The sequence below is a fragment of the Pseudomonas tremae genome (assembly GCF_023278125.1).
In the GTDB taxonomy this organism is placed as follows: domain Bacteria; phylum Pseudomonadota; class Gammaproteobacteria; order Pseudomonadales; family Pseudomonadaceae; genus Aquipseudomonas; species Aquipseudomonas tremae.
Genome location: NZ_CP066270.1, coordinates 3,803,845 through 3,819,432, shown reverse-complemented (window position 1 = coordinate 3,819,432; position 15,588 = coordinate 3,803,845). Strand labels below are relative to the sequence as shown.

The window sequence follows — 15,588 nt, the reverse complement described above, 5'->3', positions numbered from 1 at the left end:
ACCGATCAAAGGACAAAGGGTAGCGAAAACCAACGCTCAGGGGAATGCTCAGAGCGCGGTACTTCGCTTGTACAAGGCTGATAGCGCCAGTACCATTACGGCTCTCTTTTTCCGGCAGGAGCGGTTGCATGATTGCGGGCAGTATGGTGGCACTGGTCACACCAATGGATGCACAAGGTCGTCTGGACTGGGACAGCCTGAGCAAACTGGTTGACTTCCACTTGCAAGAGGGCACCCACGCCATTGTTGCCGTCGGCACCACCGGTGAGTCGGCGACGCTGGATGTGAACGAACACATCGAAGTCATCCGTCGAGTGGTCGCTCAGGTTGCAGGTCGTATTCCGGTCATCGCCGGCACAGGTGCCAATTCGACGCGCGAAGCCGTCGAACTGACCACCAACGCCAAGACTGCTGGCGCCGATGCGTGCCTGCTGGTGACCCCTTATTACAACAAGCCGACGCAAGAAGGCCTGTTCCAGCATTTCAGCCACATCGCCAATGCTGTCGACATTCCGCAGATTCTCTACAACGTGCCGGGCCGTACGGCCTGCGATATGCTGCCAGAAACCGTTGCGCGTCTGTCGAAAGTGAAAAACATCATCGGCATCAAGGAAGCCACCGGCAACCTGCAGCGCGCCAAGGACATTCTGGCCAGCGTCGGCAGCGATTTTCTGTTGTACTCCGGTGATGACGCAACGGCTGTCGAATTGATGCTGCTGGGCGGCAAGGGCAATATTTCTGTCACTGCCAACGTGGCGCCGCGCGCCATGAGTGACCTTTGCGTAGCCGCCATGCGTGGTGATGCCGAGACGGCACGAGCGATCCATGAAAAACTCATGCCGCTCAATAACACCCTGTTCATAGAATCCAACCCTATCCCTGTGAAGTGGGCCTTGCATGAAATGGGTTTGATGCCAGACGGTATCCGTCTGCCGCTTACCTGGCTCAGCGAAGCCTGTCACGAACCGCTGCGTCAGGCCCTGCGCCAGTCCGGCGTCCTGGTTTAATTGAGGAAGTATCACGCAATGAAGCGATTGGCCGGACTTTCCGCACTTGCTCTTATCATCTCCAGCACCAGCGGTTGCGGTTGGCTCTGGGGCGAAGATGGTTACTTCCGTGATCGCGGTAGCGATTACCTCCAGGCGACCCAGACTGCACCCATGCAGTTGCCAGCCGATGTGTCGGGCGTCAAACGCCTGGACCCATTGTTGCCGATCCCGCGCAACGTGGCTGACAGCACTCAGAAGGAGGGCGAATACACGGTCCCTCGTCCTCAGCCATTGGCCACGACTTCCGAGTCGAGCGACTTCAGCTTGCAGAAGAGCGGCGATGCGCACTGGATTCTTGCTCAGCGCCAGCCTGCCGAAGTCTGGCCGGTGGCTCATCAGTATTTTGAAGACAACGGTTTCCGCATCGCTGAAGAGCGCCCGCAGACCGGCGAATTCAGCTCCTCGTGGCAGCGTCTTGATGAACTTTCCGCCTCGGTTGCCAAGCGCCTGAGTGCCGCTGGCGTCGCCGCCGATGCAGAGACCCGCGTGCGGGTTCGTATCGAGCCGGGCGTGCAGCGCAATACCAGTGAAGTCTATGTAGTCAGCGTCGAACGTCCGGCCGGCAGCGCCGCCGACGTGGCGTTCCCGAACCGCACCACCAACCTCGGTCTGGATGCAGCCCTGACCGATGACCTGCTTGCCAGCATGGGTCGCAATGCTGAAAAGGGCGGTTCGATCTCCCTGTTGGCTGCGCGTGATTACGATACCCCGAGCCGCGTTGCGCTCAGCGAAGACGGCAGCGGCAACCCGGTGTTGAACCTCGGTGCCGATCTGGATCGTGCATGGTCGAGCGTTGGCCGTGCCCTGGACCAGGGCGACTGGCGCGTCGAGGACGTCAACCGCAGCCTGGGTCTGTATTACATCAACCTGGCCGAGAAGGCTAAAACGCCTGAAAACGAGCCTGGCTTCTTTGGGCGGATGTTCGGCAGCAAGTCCACCAAAGAAGAAATCGATGCCCGCGCCGAGCGCTATCAGGTTCGCCTGAGCAAGGTGGGTGACAACGTCCAAGTGACTGTCGAGAAAAACATCAACACCGTTGCGCCTGCGGATGTCGCTCGCCGGGTGTTGAGCGTTGTTCAAGACAACCTGGGTTAAGTGCGTTTCGCGGTTCTCGGCAGCGGCAGTCGTGGCAACGGCACGCTGGTCGCAAGCAACGATACGTACATCCTGGTCGATTGCGGTTTTTCGCTGAAAGAAACCGAGCGACGCCTGGCTCGCCTGGGTGTCGCAGCCAGTCAGCTGAGTGCAATTCTGGTGACCCACGAACATGCCGATCATGTGCATGGCGTGGGTTTGCTTTCCCGGCGCCATAACGTGCCGGTCTACCTAAGCGGCGGCACCTTGCGCGGGATGCGCAAGCCGGTGGAAGTGGCGGGGTTGCTGGCAGGCGGGGAGAGCTTGCGGATTGGCGCGCTGGATATCGATGTGGTGTCCGTTGCCCATGATGCGCTCGAACCGACTCAGTTTGTCTTCAGTAACGGCGAACGTCGTTTTGGCCTGCTGACTGATCTGGGGTCTTACTGTTCCAATGTATTGCAGCGTTATCAGGGCCTGGATGCCCTGATGATCGAAGCCAATCACTGCCGCGACATGCTTGCCCGAGGCCAGTACCCGGTCTTTCTCAAGCAGCGCGTCGGTTGTGAAACAGGGCATTTGAATAATCATCAGGCCGCCAGCCTGGTGAGCGAACTGGGATGGCAGGACCTTCAGCACCTGGTGCTGGCGCATCTCAGCAGCAAGAACAACCTGCCGCACCTGGCCCGGCAATGTTTTGTCGACACCCTCGGGTGCGACCCGGACTGGCTGCAACTGGCCGATCAAGATTCAGGGCTCGACTGGCGACATATCGCCTAGCCCAACTACTTAGCAAGCGGAGCCCATCATGGAAAAACGTGAAGAACTCTACCGCGGCAAAGCCAAATCGGTTTACAAGACCGACGACGCCGACCGCTTGATCCTGCAGTTCCGCAACGACACTTCGGCGTTCGACGGCAAGCGCATCGAACAGCTGGACCGCAAAGGCATGGTGAACAACAAGTTCAACGCCTTCATCATGCAGAAGCTTGAACAAGCTGGCGTCCCGACACAGCTAGACAGGCTGCTGGGCGACAACGAGTGCCTGGTCAAGAAGCTGGAAATGATTCCTGTCGAATGCGTAGTGCGTAACTACGCAGCTGGCAGCCTGGTGAAGCGTCTGGGCATCGAAGAGGGTACGAAACTTAATCCGTACACCTTCGAACTGTTCCTCAAGGACGACGCCAAAGGCGACCCGTTCATCAACGAATCCCATGTTGTGGCATTCGGCTGGGGCACTGCCGAGCAACTGGTGCGCATGAAAGAACTGTCGATCAAGGTCAATGAAGTCCTGACCAGGCTGTTCGACGACGCTGGCCTGCTGCTGGTCGACTTCAAGCTTGAGTTCGGCGTGTTCCATGGCGAAATCGTTCTGGGCGACGAATTCAGCCCGGATGGCTGCCGCCTCTGGGACAAGGACACCGGCAAGAAAATGGACAAGGACCGCTTCCGCCAGGGTCTGGGCGACGTGATCGAAGCGTACGAAGAAGTCGCAAACCGCCTGGGCGTGCCGCTGTAACCCAAAAAAGCACGCAAGCGCTTGATAGCACGAAAAAAATCAGCGGAAGGGCTTCGCCTTCCGCGCCGATGCTGTTATTATTCGCGCCGTTGGAGAGATGCCAGAGTGGCCGAATGGGACGGATTCGAAATCCGTTGTACCTTCACCGGTACCTAGGGTTCGAATCCCTATCTCTCCGCCATACACGAGGCCCCGAGCGTTAATAGCGCTCGGGGCTTTTTTCGTTTGGGGGAATCTTGGGGGAATGGGGGAGGATGTTATTCCCCCGTACCACCGGTTATGATTCCGTTTATGGCCTATTTCGAAAAGCGTGGCGACGCCTGGCGCGCCCAGATACGACGCAAAGGATATCCGACGTTATCCGCAACCTTCGACACCAAAGCAGAAGCCCAGCGCTGGGCTGCTGAACTCGAAGGTGATATGTCGCGCGCGAGATTTGTGGACGTCCGTGAGGCTGAAGCCACGACCCTGGCTACAGCTCTTGAGCGGTACGAGTCAGAAGTAACAGAGAGCAAGAAGGGAGCCAAACAGGAAAGAGTTCGCATCAAGAAGTGGACTGAGTCCAAGTTCGCGAGTAAATCATTGGCCTCTTTGCGATCGAGCGACATGGCGTCATATCGTGATGCCGAGATCAAGGCCGGCCGATCCACAGCTACGGTCCGTCTGGACCTTGCCGTTATCAGTCATCTGTACACCGTCGCGACAAAAGACTGGGGTATTGAAGGGCTGACAAATCCATGCCGAGCTTTGCGCATGCCTAAAGGCAGCAAGCAGCGAGAGCGCCGGCCGAGCGCCGATGAATTGAAGGCGCTATACAAGGCAGCCGCTGAAATCAGCCCGGAGTTGCCCGTTATCATCGAGCTGGCGGTTGAGACGGCGATGCGCCGATCCGAACTGGTCTCATTGCGCAAGGATCAAATTCGGGGAAAGGTAGCCTTCCTTGAAGACACGAAGAACGGCGAGCGCCGCTCTGTGCCCTTGTCATCCAGGGCGCGTGAGCTAATAGAGGGGTTGCCTGCGCCCATCAAGGGCGGGCCTTTGTTCCGGCTAAAGGCTGATACAGTCAGTAATTACTTCCCGCTCGCTTGCGAGAAGGCGAATATCCAAGGGCTTCGCCTTCATGACCTGCGGCATGAGGCCACAAGCCGCCTGTTCGAGCGCGGCTTCACCATGATGGAAGTGGCCAGCATCACGGGGCATAAGACGTTGGCCATGCTAAAACGATACACTCATCTGAGTCCGCATGACCTAGCTGAAAAATTAGGATAGAGTTGCGAATGGCTTTTTGCCTTGACTGAGCTATGTTTCTCATGGAGGGTGCGATGGTGACGTTCAGCGGAAGAAAGATTTCATGGCTGATATATACAGTTCTATTTGGCATGGTACCTATTTTTATGAGGATCATTGCCTATATGTTAGTTAATGATAGCAAGATACCTATGTTTAGTGCATCTGACTTTATATCGCTAGGTATTGTGCTACATGTGTCCTTGATGGCGGAGACGAGATATAACGACTCTCAGGAGTCTGATTGGAAAAAGTCAATAGTAGGCATATCTGTTTTAGCTGTGCTGTTCTATGCGGTTCTTTATATTTTTTCTATGCTGTCTGACATATACGATAATATCAATATGTCATTTGTTTTTTGGGCTCCTGTTGTAATGGCAGTTTGTTCTTTTGCGATGTCTTGGGCCGTGTACGATCGGTTGACTTATATGCCTGCTCTTCCAAAAGAGGTGGTCGCATGATAAATATATCCATAATTGTAATGGTTGCCGTTTTCTTCTCGGTTGTATCGAGTTTCGTTGTTATGTCGTTTAAAGATACGAGAAAGCGAAACACCCGAAAAGAATATTATGATGATTTTACGAAAAGGAAGTCTGAGCGTGAAAAGCTTCGTTTACCTAGATGAATACAAAATGTATTCTCTTTCGTCTCAGTTGATGAAAGGCGTTACGGATTTTATTGTAAAAGAATCACGTCGAGCTGAGTCAGATGTTACGGAGCAGGCTGGACCGGAAGATAGTGGTAGAGAGCTGGCAGAAATTATTGAGACAGTCTCTTCTGATGTTGAAAAACGATTTCTTCATGATTATGCATACGCAATATTCGAGGACAAGCTGGTAGAGGCTAAGCTCGTTTCTAATTTCGACTCCACTTCTTCGTTTAACGATATTGCGCCTGTCAACGGGGATTCGCGAATTGTGCGAGTCAAGGCAAAGGCCAGGCTTGTGGACTCAGCTGAAACCGTTAAGGCTCTTGAAGGTCTTGTTGATATGCAGCAAGCGATAGCTATGATGTCAGCGAATGAAGCTAGAGAGGCTCTTCTTGAAGAAATTATTGCCGGTGAAGCTATTTCTAAGCCTAACAGAGTTGCGATAAAGGAATTAGATAGATTGTCTAAACCGCTTATTAGGAAAGAAAAAGTAGATAACGATAAACTTTACTATAGGCACATGTCTGCTGTTCTCTCCTATGGCTACAAAGGTCGTTTAGATATAAGTATGCAGCTTTCTGACTGTAGTTTGACTGCGGATTTGAAACGTGCGTGCCTGAAGGATGAAGAAGATTTTATCGTCAAAACTTACTCTAGAGAATCTGACGTTAATCTTGTGATTTTAGGCATTGTTACTCGTGTTCGCCCTAAAGCCTCTTCTGATGTAGGGCCTGAGTCCGGTTCGGATGAGCGGGACCCTGAGCAGATTTCGATGAGCGAATCCTTGAGCCGAGCTTCAAAGGCGCTTCATAGCCTAGAGTCAATCTTTACGGAAGTTGACGAGAATCAGATCGTCTTAGATCCTATAGCTGTTTATCTAGAAATATAAATGGTGTGTATGGTTACGCCACTCTAAAGGATGGTGGCGTATTCCTCCTCCTACCGACCTTTACCTTTTCGTGCTCGCCGTCTCTAAATTCACGCAGAAACTTGCGCACGTCATCTTTAAGCCAGCAGTGCCTGCCGCCCATCTTGAAGCTCTTCGGCAGCCACTCTACGCCTCGGCGAATCCCTTCCCTTATCGACGCCTCAGTGCGGCCAAGCATCTTGGCCAAGCCCTCAACATGTACAACCTCTGTTTCTTCAGACATAAGTGCTCCGGGCCGCGCTGGGCGGCGGAAGGGGTTATTGAGGTGTCTTGCTCAGCACTGCGTCAGCCACTTTCATGGCCGCCTGCGCATCGTTGACGTAGGCGGGATCGAAGCCGCCGCAAAGGTGGATAGTCGCCTGGCATGCCCGGAGATTTTCGCGAGTGAGCTTGAGTGCGGCGACTAGCTCCTCACGCAGCTCAGCCTCTGCGCGGCCAAGGTCATAGAAGCGCTGGCCCCAGTGACCGGAAGGCGGTGGATTCGTGCCTTGAAAGCCAAACCCCATCGCGCCGACTGCCGCATCCAAAAGATCGCGTTTGTATGCGTTGTCTCCGTCAATGCTCAGGCCGTTTCGGCGGAGTGCATCGAGAGCGTTGTTCAGCTTCGCTTCCGGCGAAGGCAGAACCAGGTCGAAGTCGTCACTGCCTGGGCGGACAGCGATCACGAACAGCTCGCAGTCGAGCGGGAGTTGCTGAGCAATGTCAGGTAGGGCGTTGATGATTGCTTCGCGCAGGTGGTGCTTTGGATTAGCCATAGAAATACCTCGCCCGCCGATCACCGGCAGGCTGTAAATAAAAAGGGGATATCGCTCGGGTACAGCCATTGACTGCTACGCTTCAATGACCGTCAGCGGACGTTCGGTTGTATGACGCAAATGGCTTTTAGGATTCAGCCGCGCAGCGCCTAATAGGGGTAGCGTCATGCAATGCACCACAGGCACGAACGAGGTCCACGGGCGGAACAACGCCAGGCTGGGTCGGCGTGAAGTCGATGGCAACATCTGGCTGGGCAGGACACTGATATTCAGAATCATCGACGACTGGGTCTACTCAATGCACGAGCAGTACCTGGGCAGGCTCAAGTACGGCAAGGCGATGACTGACAGGGGAGAGCTGATATTTATGGTGCGGTAGGCTCAGGTCCTCACGCGCTTGAACTCGACGACCCAGACCCAAGGGTTGCTATTCCAAGAGTCGGCACCGTTGATTGATTCCCACAGTTCCCGCCACGCAGCGGGATACCAGTCGCGATAATTCGGCGATACGTCGTCGCTCGCCAGTTCTGGCGGGCATTCCAATCCTTCCGCCCGGATGTCGCTGCGGGAAATTTCTTGCAGGCGCTCGACCCGCACGTCGGTGATTTCCAGAAGAATGCGGCTTGCCCAGCGCGGCATGTGGATGGATGGCCGAGTTTTCCCCGGCGTGATCATCGAGCATCCCGTTTGCCTTGAGGCACCATCTGCCGGGTAGCGGATCGGCTCACCATGGCTCAGCTCTCGCGGCGCTACCTCATTAACCTGCGCATCAGCCTGCCAGGCCTCTCGCACCCATAGACGGTCGCCGGGTTGGCCGTAAGGGCAGTCACTGCTGACAAAGTGTTTTGTCACAGGTTTGCCGTAAATGTCTTGCCCGTAGTTGGAACGCCCTACACAGAAATTGCCGCTCGGATCAATGTGTAGTGGTCTAATGATTCCGGACACTCATTTAGGCGAGAATATCGCCAGATATAGAGGTGTCTGATGACCAAGCAACGCCGTACCTTCTCCGCTGAATTCAAACGTGAGGCCGCAGGCCTCGTGCTCGATCAAGGTTATAGCCATGTCGAAGCTTCTCGCTCGCTTGGAGTGGTCGAGTCTGCGCTGCGTCGCTGGGTTAGCCAGCTCCAGCAGGAGCGCAATGGCGTGACGCCTCAGAGCAAAGCCCTGACGCCCGAGCAGCAGAAAATTCAGGAGCTGGAAGCGCGCATCGCTCGTCTTGAGCGGGAGAAATCCATTTTAAAAAAGGCTACCGCGCTCTTGATGTCGGAAGAACACGAGCGCTTGCGCTGATCGATCAGCTAGGTGCCCATGAGCCGATCGAATTGCTGTGCGAGATGTTCGAGACACCTCGCTCGTGCTACTACGACCATTGCCAGCGGCGTCGGGCTCCAGACACCGAGCGGGTTCGTTTACTCAGTCGAGTCAATGAGCTGTTCGGGCAAAGTCGAAGCGCTGCTGGCAGCCGCAGTATCGTTTCGGTATTGCAGGAAGATGGCGAGCAAATTGGCCGGTTCAAGGTACGTGGCCTGATGCGGGAACTGGGATTAATCAGCAAGCAACCTGGCTCTCATGCTTATAAAAAAGCAACAGTGGAGAGGCCTGACATTCCGAACATTTTGAATCGGCAGTTCGATGTACCCGCGCCCAATCAGGTTTGGTGTGGCGACATCACCTACATCTGGGCGCAAGGAAAATGGCATTACCTGGCGGTGGTTATGGATCTTTATGCGCGTCGGGTGGTGGGCTGGGCGTTTTCAAACAAACCGGACACGGACTTGGTCATCAAGGCGCTGGACATGGCTTATGAGCAACGCGGCAAGCCTCAGGGCCTGCTGTTTCACTCAGATCAGGGCTCCCAATATGGGAGCCGACAGTTTCGCCAGCGGCTTTGGCGATACCGCATGCGCCAGAGCATGAGTCGCCGAGGTAATTGCTACGACAACTCGCCGATGGAGCGTGTATTCCGCAGCTTGAAAACCGAGTGGATACCCGCCGTGGGCTACATGACGGCCCAAGAGGCACAGCGGGATATCAGTCATTATCTGATGCATCGCTACAACTGGGTTCGGCCACACCAGTTCAATAATGGACTGGCACCCGCTCAGTACGAGAAAAAACTTAACGTCGTGTCCGGGATCAGTTGACCACTACACTACTCCGACTGCGGTTTTGTAATAAGGGTAAACGGCGGGAAGCCTCAGACATGGACAGGGCTAACCAGCTCTACAGGAAACGCTGATCTGATGTTTATTCGGGATGCCAAGGCGTTTGAAAAGATTGTAAAAGGCGGCGGCTCCCTAAGGGTTGGGATCGACTTCTATCACGCTGGAAAACAGACATTTGATTTTGACCTGTCAGGATATCCAGACAGATAAGCTAACCTCACACTGACCCGCCTCGGCGGGTTTTTTTTTGCCAGGAGAAACATGAATGAGCAAGTCACTGGGCACGCTCACGCTTGATTTGGTGGCCAGGATTGGTTCGTTTACTGGCCCTCTTGATAGGGCAAGCCAGGAGGCAAAGAAACGCAACGCGGAAATCGCCAAGTCTTTTGAAAACCTGGCCAAGGGTGTGGGCGTTGCCATCGCAGCCGTTCCAGCCGCTCTGACAGGGCTGGTCACCTATACGGCAGGCAGCGCCAAGGAAATCTCCAACCTTGCAGCGCTGGCTGGTCTTGGAACAACCGAATTCCAAAAGTACGCGGCGGGCGCGAAAACCGTTGGCGTTGAGCAGGACAAGCTCGCGGACATTTTCAAGGATACCAACGACAAGCTGGGCGACTTCTTCAATACCGGCGGCGGTGAGTTGAAGGATTTTTTTGAGGTCATTGCGCCAAAGGTCGGCGTAACAGCGGAGAGTTTCAAAAAGCTCAACAGCGCCGAAGCTCTTCAGTTGTATGTATCGACCCTTGAGAAAGCAAATGTCTCTCAGGCTGAAATGACTTTCTACATGGAAGGCATTGCTGACGAGGCGAGCGCGTTGGTACCGCTTTTGCGCGCAGGGGGCAAGGAGTTCAAAGCGCTGGGCGAGGCTGCTGAGTCAGCCGGCGCTATTCTCAGCGTCGAAACAATAGCCGTCTCGAAACAATTTTCGAGTGAGCTTGTGGGGCTCATGCAGAACTTGCAGGGAACAAAAAACAAGATCGCTAATGATTTCATGCCTGTGGTCCAACAACTGACAAAGGACCTAAACGACAGCGTCAAAGCGGGTGGCGGTGTAACAAAGGTCGTGGGGGAAATGAGCGACAAGCTCGTTACCGCAACTGCATTTATCGTCAGTGCTGGCGATGGCGTTACGAGAGTATTCAAGATCGTTTCGGATACCCTTGTAGGTATGTATGCGACGGCAGTCGGCTATACATCTTCGATGATGGCGGATGTCGCGGCGGGTTTGGCAAAGTTCACCATAGGTGATGTGTCCAAACAGTTCATAGCCGACAGTGCCCGCCTGCGCGATGAGGCTAAAGTGAACTTTGGCGCTGCCGCTGAGGCAGCAGCAGGGATTAAAGCAAGTCTCGAAACTCCACTCGCGGGCGATACGATTCAGAAATACATCACCGATGCGCGTGCTGCGGCGGGCGAGTACCAGCGACTGTTTGGCGGCGCTGGCTTCAGTGATCAGGGCGGAGCAGGTAGCGGAGTCGACCCCAAAGCGTTGGAAGCAGCCAAGCAGGCTGCAAAAGACGCTGCGTCGGCGGCGAAGAAACTGAGCGATACCTTCAAGGGTTCAGAGACCGACCTGCAGCGCCAGATCGCGCTGATCAATACCAGCGCGGATGCGCAGAAAAACGCCACGGAAGTGGACAAAATCCGCTTCGAAGTTGCATCGGGCAAGCTGGTCGGGATCAACGCTGTTCAGCAGAAGCGCCTCGAGGGCCTGGCATCGGAGCTGGATGCTCTCCAAAAACTCAAGATCGCGAACGAGGAAGAGGCCAAGGCCGTCAGCTTCCTTGCGACCCTCAAGGATGATAACGCTGCCACTCGCGGCGGCTTCGATATGGAGCTCGCTGGCGCAGGTATGGGCGACAAGGCTCGTGACCGCCTGAAGCAGGACATGGCCATTCAGGAGGATTACGCGCGCAAGGCTGCGGACCTCCAGGCGCAGCGCAACTCCGGCGATATCAGCGCCGAGCTGTACGCTAAAGAGACTGGCATGCTCTCCGAGGCGCTGGCCGAACGAATGGTCATCCAGCAGGATTATTACAATCGGATTGACGAGGCCCAGTCCAACTGGATGGCGGGCGTGAGTGATGCTTGGCAGAACTACGTTGATGCGGCCGAAGACTACTCGGCGATCGCGGCCGATTTCGTGTCTGGCAGCCTGAATGATTTGACCGGCGGCCTGGGCAACGTGTTCTCGGATGTGGTCACCGGTGCAGAGGACGCTGGAGACGCTATCGCTGACTTCGCTGGGAACATGTCCAAGTCGGTTGTCAACGCATTGAGCGACATGGCCGCTCAATGGTTGATCTATCAGGGGATTCAACTGCTCGTTGGTAAAAGCGGGCAATCGGCGGCGGCCACCGGCTTGATCGCCAATGCGCAGGCAGCGTCTGCGCAGGCAGCGCTGAACGCTTACGCATCGACCGCCGGTATTCCGCTGATCGGTCCAGCTGCTGCGCCGGCCGCCGCACTCGCCGCTGCTGCTGCAACTGCGCCAATGGTCGCCGCCGTATCCGCATCCGCACTCGCCGGTATGGCCCACAACGGTATGGACAACATCCCGAAGGAAGGCACCTGGCTGCTCGATGGCGGTGAGCGCGTGCTCAACCCTAACCAGAACCGCGACCTGACCAAGTACCTGGCTGACAAGTCTGTCGGTGGTGGTGGCGCGCCGTCGATCACCATCAACGCGCCTGTCACGGTCGAGGCACAGCCCGGCATGAGCGCTGCTGAAGCTGCAAGTCAGGGCAAGGCAATAGGCGACAGTGCTGCGGCGCAGATCCGCCAAGTGCTCCAGCAAGAAATGAGGCAGGGCGGCCTGCTCTGGAGACGCGTGTAATGGCTGAGACATTCGATTTTGATGTGCAGGTCGGCGCTTCCGGTGACGTGAAACAGCGCACCTGGTCGAACGACTTCGGCGACGGTTACACCCAGGCTGGCGGCGTCGGTATCAACACCAAGTCGCAGGCGTGGGACGTGACGGTAACCGGACGGTTCGGCGTGGGCCAAAAGCTCCAGCAGGTCCAGGACTTTCTGGACCGACATGAGGGGTTCAAGTCATTCCTCTGGACGCCGCCTGGCAGCGGGCAAGGGCGGTATACCGCCAACGGCTACAAACTGTCGACCCTCGGCGCGGGCCTTCACTCGTTGTCCACGAGTTTCAAACAAACCTTCAAACCATGATGCGGCAAAGCCGTAGGAGACAATATGCAGTTAAAAGCAGCTGTTTTGATTGACAAATTGAAAGCGGACGTAAGGCTTGCTGTGGAGGGGGCCGTTATGGCAGGTGCTGATGCAAGCGTACTCAGCGAAAGTGAAGTCCAGCTTGCATCAGCGTTGATCAGCGTGAATTCGCCTTTACCGTTTCGATTGCAGTTAAAGCCCCACTGATGGCGGATCTGTACAGCTCGATCTTCTCGGGCGGCACTGCTTTCGGATTTTCCACCTTCAAAGCCGCAAGAAGGCTCTCTTCCAGTAAATGCCCTTGAGCGCTACCGGCGTACACCACGGCGGTTAGATTTTTAATAACCTCCGATAGGCCTAAAATCACGGCGTCGTGGCGATCGTACGGCTTGAAATCGGTGCTGTCTGTCAAAATGACCTCCTAGGTCGCATTGCCCCTTTACTTGGTATTGAAGAAAAAGGGGAGAGGTTTCCTTTACGCTTTTGTTTGAGTCTTGACGATCAGTTGCCAGAGCACATCAACCGTTGGATCTTCGTGTTGGTGATGGTTTTGCGGAGGGAACTTGGTGCCTTTGTTCGACGTGATTTCATCACCGCAACCGGTACATCGATAGATTCCTGAGGCTGGTACTTGAGAACCAATTCCGTAGACGTACTTCCATTCATCAGTTGAATCGAAGATCGTCGGTTCAATTTTCCTGATGTAGTGGGCGGTATTTGCAATTATCTGAGCCATATTCAATCCGTGTCTGGCTGTGCTGGAGGCGCAAAGCTACTACGTGATCAGCCGCCCGCGTTACTGGCCTTTTGTCCACGCTGTACAACCAATCAGCTCCTTTCAAACCTGACCCCGCCGAGTGCGGGGTTTTTCGTAGGTAACCACCATGATTTACAGCGCGGACATCCAGAAACTGGAGCCCGGCAACCAGATTCGTCTGTACGAACTGGATGCTACCCGGCTCGGTGCCACGCTCTGGCGCTTCCACGGGCATGAGCATGAGGGTGACATTAGCTGGCAGGGGCAGCTTTATTCCCCGATCCAGATCGAGGCCACCGGCTTCGATATTCGCGGTGACGGTCGACCCGCTACGCCAAAGCTCAGGCTGGCCAATGAACTGTCGGGCATTCCGCGAGCAGTGTCAGCGCTTTGCCTTCAGTTCAAGGACCTGGCCGGCGCGAGCTTCAAGGTGATCGAAACGTTTAAGCACTTCCTGGATGCCGCGAACTTCGACGGCGGCAACCCGGATGCTGCAGATCAGTGCCGCATCAGCCTGTGGCGAATCGAGCAGAAGACCGAAGAGAACTTTTCAGCGGTCGGCTTCGAGCTTTCCAGCCCCATCGACATGGAAGGCCAGCAGCTGCCGTCCCAGCAGATCACCAAGTTGTGCCGCTGGGCGATGCGCGGCCAGTACCGGCAGGAGGCCTGCGCCTACACAGGCACCGCGTATTTCGACAAGAAGAACGAACCCACCGACAACCCTGCGCTTGACCGCTGCGGCGGCTGGTGGAGCAGCTGCAAGTTGCGCGGCAATACCCGCCGGTTCGGCGGATCAATGGGCGCGAGCCTGATCGCCAAGGGGTAACCATGCGAATCAATCAAAAGCTTCAGGACGACATGAGGGCGCACGCCGAGCAGTCACACCCGGCCGAGGCCTGCGGGCTGCTGATCAAGACCGAGGCCGGGCGTGAATACGTGCCGTGCGGCAATGTGGCCACCAACCCGCTGCAGCACTTCCTGATCGACAAGCACGACGCTGCGGCGGCAGAAGACAGGGGCGAGGTGCTGGCCATCGTGCACAGCCACCCCGACCGAGCCGCAACGCCGAGCATGACCGATCTGGTCAGCTGTGAGCTGCATGAATTGCCCTGGGCGATTGTGAGCTGGCCTGGCGGTGACATTCAGTGGTTCAAGCCGAGCGGTTTCCAGGCCCCCTTGCTGGGCCGGGACTTCTCGCATGGCCTGCTCGATTGCTGGGCGGCCTGCCGCGACTGGTACGCCCGCGAGGCCTCACTGCCACTGCCGAACTTCGAACGCAAGGAACTGTGGTGGGAAGATCCGGACAGCCCGAGCCATTACGAAGACAACTATGAAGCATGTGGCTTCGTCCGGGTTGAGCAGCCCCAGCGAGGCGACATGCTAATTTTTCAGATACCAACTGTAGGTCGTCCCTGCCACTTCCCGAATCATGCCGCGATCTACCTCGGCGCCGATGCCAGCCTGCACAGCGAGGACGCTCCGGCGCTGGGCGGCGTTGGTCCGTTCATCTACCACCACATGCCCGGTCGCCTGGCTGCCCGTGAGGTTTACGGCTGGTCGATGGCCAACCGCGTGAAACTGATCCTGCGCCACAAGGAATACACCCCATGACCATGCGCACCATCAAGCTGTACGGCGTGCTGCGCAAGCACTTCGGGCGTGAGTACCGCATCGACGTACATAGCGTGCGGGATGCGGTGAACGCCCTGTGCGCAATGAAACCAGGTTTCGAGAAATTCCTGCGGACGGGCGAAGAGCGCGGACTGGTGTTCAGCGTCTTCTGCGGTAAGCGCAACGCCGGCGAGGCCGAATTCGACATGCAGGGCAGCGATAACACCGATATTCGTATCGTGCCCTTGATCCAAGGCAGCAAGCAGGCTGGCCTGTTCCAGGTCGTGCTGGGTGTCGCGTTGGTTGTAGGCGGCTTGTTCACCGGCGGCACAACTACAGCGCTTGGCGTGGGCCTGCTCGCTGCTGGCGCGGCTGTCGGGCTTGGCGGGGTTGTGCAGATGCTTTCCCCCACGACCACCGCTACTACCGGCAACAAGAACGACGACGGCAACAACCCTAGCTATGGGTTCGGCGGGGCCGTCACCACGGTTGCTCAGGGCAATCCCTACCCGGTGCTTTACGGCGAGCGCGAGATTGGCGGCGCTGTCGAGTCGGGCGGCATCTACACACAAGATCAGATTTGATCATCAGGTAACAACAGACCCGCTTCG

Annotated in this window: 19 protein-coding genes and 1 tRNA gene; 15 read left to right on the top strand and 5 right to left on the bottom strand. The window is 56.1% G+C overall.

Annotation, left to right across the window (positions count from 1 at the left end; genetic code table 11):
* Window positions 1-128: 128 nt before the first annotated feature.
* The 8 genes from dapA (at window position 129) to I9H09_RS17240 (ending at window position 6,467) form a co-directional block, all read left to right on the top strand.
* Window positions 129-1,007, top strand: a complete 879-nt coding sequence (dapA, locus tag I9H09_RS17275; protein ID WP_005892078.1) for a 4-hydroxy-tetrahydrodipicolinate synthase — start codon at window positions 129-131, stop codon at window positions 1,005-1,007.
* Between the two features lie 18 nt (window positions 1,008-1,025).
* A complete protein-coding gene (gene bamC, locus I9H09_RS17270) occupies window positions 1,026-2,144 on the top strand; it encodes an NlpB/DapX family lipoprotein (protein ID WP_005892080.1) in 1,119 nt (372 codons plus the stop codon).
* Window positions 2,145-2,903, top strand: coding sequence for an MBL fold metallo-hydrolase (locus I9H09_RS17265; protein ID WP_122313386.1), 759 nt, complete (start codon window positions 2,145-2,147; stop codon window positions 2,901-2,903).
* 28 nt (window positions 2,904-2,931) lie between these two features.
* Entirely contained in the window at window positions 2,932-3,642 is a 711-nt protein-coding gene (gene purC / locus I9H09_RS17260) for a phosphoribosylaminoimidazolesuccinocarboxamide synthase (RefSeq protein WP_024669480.1), read from the top strand.
* A 91-nt stretch (window positions 3,643-3,733) separates the two neighbouring features.
* Window positions 3,734-3,823 (top strand) — tRNA-Ser (locus I9H09_RS17255).
* 110 nt (window positions 3,824-3,933) lie between these two features.
* On the top strand, window positions 3,934-4,911 hold the full coding sequence (locus tag I9H09_RS17250) for a tyrosine-type recombinase/integrase (RefSeq protein ID WP_191892699.1): 978 nt from the start codon (window positions 3,934-3,936) through the stop codon (window positions 4,909-4,911).
* 53 nt (window positions 4,912-4,964) lie between these two features.
* Entirely contained in the window at window positions 4,965-5,390 is a 426-nt protein-coding gene (locus I9H09_RS17245) for a hypothetical protein (RefSeq protein WP_147467251.1), read from the top strand.
* Between the two features lie 138 nt (window positions 5,391-5,528).
* A complete protein-coding gene (locus tag I9H09_RS17240; RefSeq protein WP_191892698.1) occupies window positions 5,529-6,467 on the top strand; it encodes a DUF6414 family protein in 939 nt (312 codons plus the stop codon).
* Between the two features lie 13 nt (window positions 6,468-6,480).
* Here I9H09_RS17240 and I9H09_RS17235 read toward each other — a convergent pair whose 3' ends face one another.
* Together I9H09_RS17235 and I9H09_RS17230 are read right to left on the bottom strand one after the other, a co-directional pair.
* Window positions 6,481-6,729: a hypothetical protein gene (locus tag I9H09_RS17235; protein WP_122325990.1), complete on the bottom strand. Its 249-nt coding sequence runs from the start codon at window positions 6,727-6,729 to the stop codon at window positions 6,481-6,483.
* A gap of 34 nt (window positions 6,730-6,763) precedes the next feature.
* Window positions 6,764-7,261, bottom strand: a complete 498-nt coding sequence (locus I9H09_RS17230) for a hypothetical protein (RefSeq protein WP_191892697.1) — start codon at window positions 7,259-7,261, stop codon at window positions 6,764-6,766.
* A gap of 166 nt (window positions 7,262-7,427) precedes the next feature.
* Between I9H09_RS17230 and I9H09_RS17225 the strand changes: the two genes are divergently transcribed.
* The gene (locus I9H09_RS17225; RefSeq protein ID WP_236502520.1) at window positions 7,428-7,640 is read left to right on the top strand and encodes a hypothetical protein; all 213 of its coding nucleotides are present in this window, start codon (window positions 7,428-7,430) and stop codon (window positions 7,638-7,640) included.
* A gap of 2 nt (window positions 7,641-7,642) precedes the next feature.
* On the opposite strand, the gene I9H09_RS17220 is transcribed toward I9H09_RS17225, so the two are convergent.
* The gene (locus tag I9H09_RS17220; RefSeq protein ID WP_413469784.1) at window positions 7,643-8,206 is read right to left on the bottom strand and encodes a hypothetical protein; all 564 of its coding nucleotides are present in this window, start codon (window positions 8,204-8,206) and stop codon (window positions 7,643-7,645) included.
* A 39-nt stretch (window positions 8,207-8,245) separates the two neighbouring features.
* On the opposite strand from I9H09_RS17220, the gene I9H09_RS17215 reads away from it, so the two are divergent.
* The 3 genes from I9H09_RS17215 to I9H09_RS17205 all read left to right on the top strand — a co-directional run bounded on the left by I9H09_RS17215 (window position 8,246) and on the right by I9H09_RS17205 (window position 12,609).
* Window positions 8,246-9,408 (top strand): IS3 family transposase gene (locus tag I9H09_RS17215; protein ID WP_122346372.1). Its coding sequence is split into 2 segments (ribosomal slippage): window positions 8,246-8,501 and window positions 8,501-9,408, totalling 1,164 coding nucleotides; the frame shifts between segments, so codons are not numbered across the junction.
* Window positions 9,409-9,694: 286 nt separating this feature from the next.
* Entirely contained in the window at window positions 9,695-12,265 is a 2,571-nt protein-coding gene (locus I9H09_RS17210; RefSeq protein WP_236502583.1) for a phage tail tape measure protein, read from the top strand.
* Window positions 12,265-12,609: a phage tail protein gene (locus I9H09_RS17205; RefSeq protein ID WP_057405749.1), complete on the top strand. Its 345-nt coding sequence runs from the start codon at window positions 12,265-12,267 to the stop codon at window positions 12,607-12,609. The genes I9H09_RS17210 and I9H09_RS17205 overlap by 1 nt, the downstream gene beginning before the upstream one ends.
* A 157-nt stretch (window positions 12,610-12,766) precedes the next feature.
* On the opposite strand, the gene I9H09_RS17200 is transcribed toward I9H09_RS17205, so the two are convergent.
* A complete protein-coding gene (locus I9H09_RS17200; protein WP_236502582.1) occupies window positions 12,767-13,021 on the bottom strand; it encodes a hypothetical protein in 255 nt (84 codons plus the stop codon).
* Window positions 13,022-13,084: 63 nt separating this feature from the next.
* On the bottom strand, window positions 13,085-13,345 hold the full coding sequence (locus I9H09_RS17195) for a protein L (protein ID WP_236502581.1): 261 nt from the start codon (window positions 13,343-13,345) through the stop codon (window positions 13,085-13,087).
* A 148-nt stretch (window positions 13,346-13,493) separates the two neighbouring features.
* On the opposite strand from I9H09_RS17195, the gene I9H09_RS17190 reads away from it, so the two are divergent.
* From I9H09_RS17190 to I9H09_RS17180, 3 genes are read left to right on the top strand one after another with little or no spacing between them, the layout of a single operon-like run.
* Window positions 13,494-14,192, top strand: a complete 699-nt coding sequence (locus I9H09_RS17190) for a phage minor tail protein L (RefSeq protein WP_236502580.1) — start codon at window positions 13,494-13,496, stop codon at window positions 14,190-14,192.
* 2 nt (window positions 14,193-14,194) lie between these two features.
* Window positions 14,195-14,977: a C40 family peptidase gene (locus tag I9H09_RS17185; protein WP_236502579.1), complete on the top strand. Its 783-nt coding sequence runs from the start codon at window positions 14,195-14,197 to the stop codon at window positions 14,975-14,977.
* Window positions 14,974-15,561 (top strand): tail assembly protein, encoded by a 588-nt coding sequence (locus I9H09_RS17180; RefSeq protein ID WP_054989980.1) that lies wholly within the window; start codon window positions 14,974-14,976, stop codon window positions 15,559-15,561. The genes I9H09_RS17185 and I9H09_RS17180 overlap by 4 nt, the downstream gene beginning before the upstream one ends.
* The last annotated feature ends 27 nt before the right edge of the window (window positions 15,562-15,588 follow it).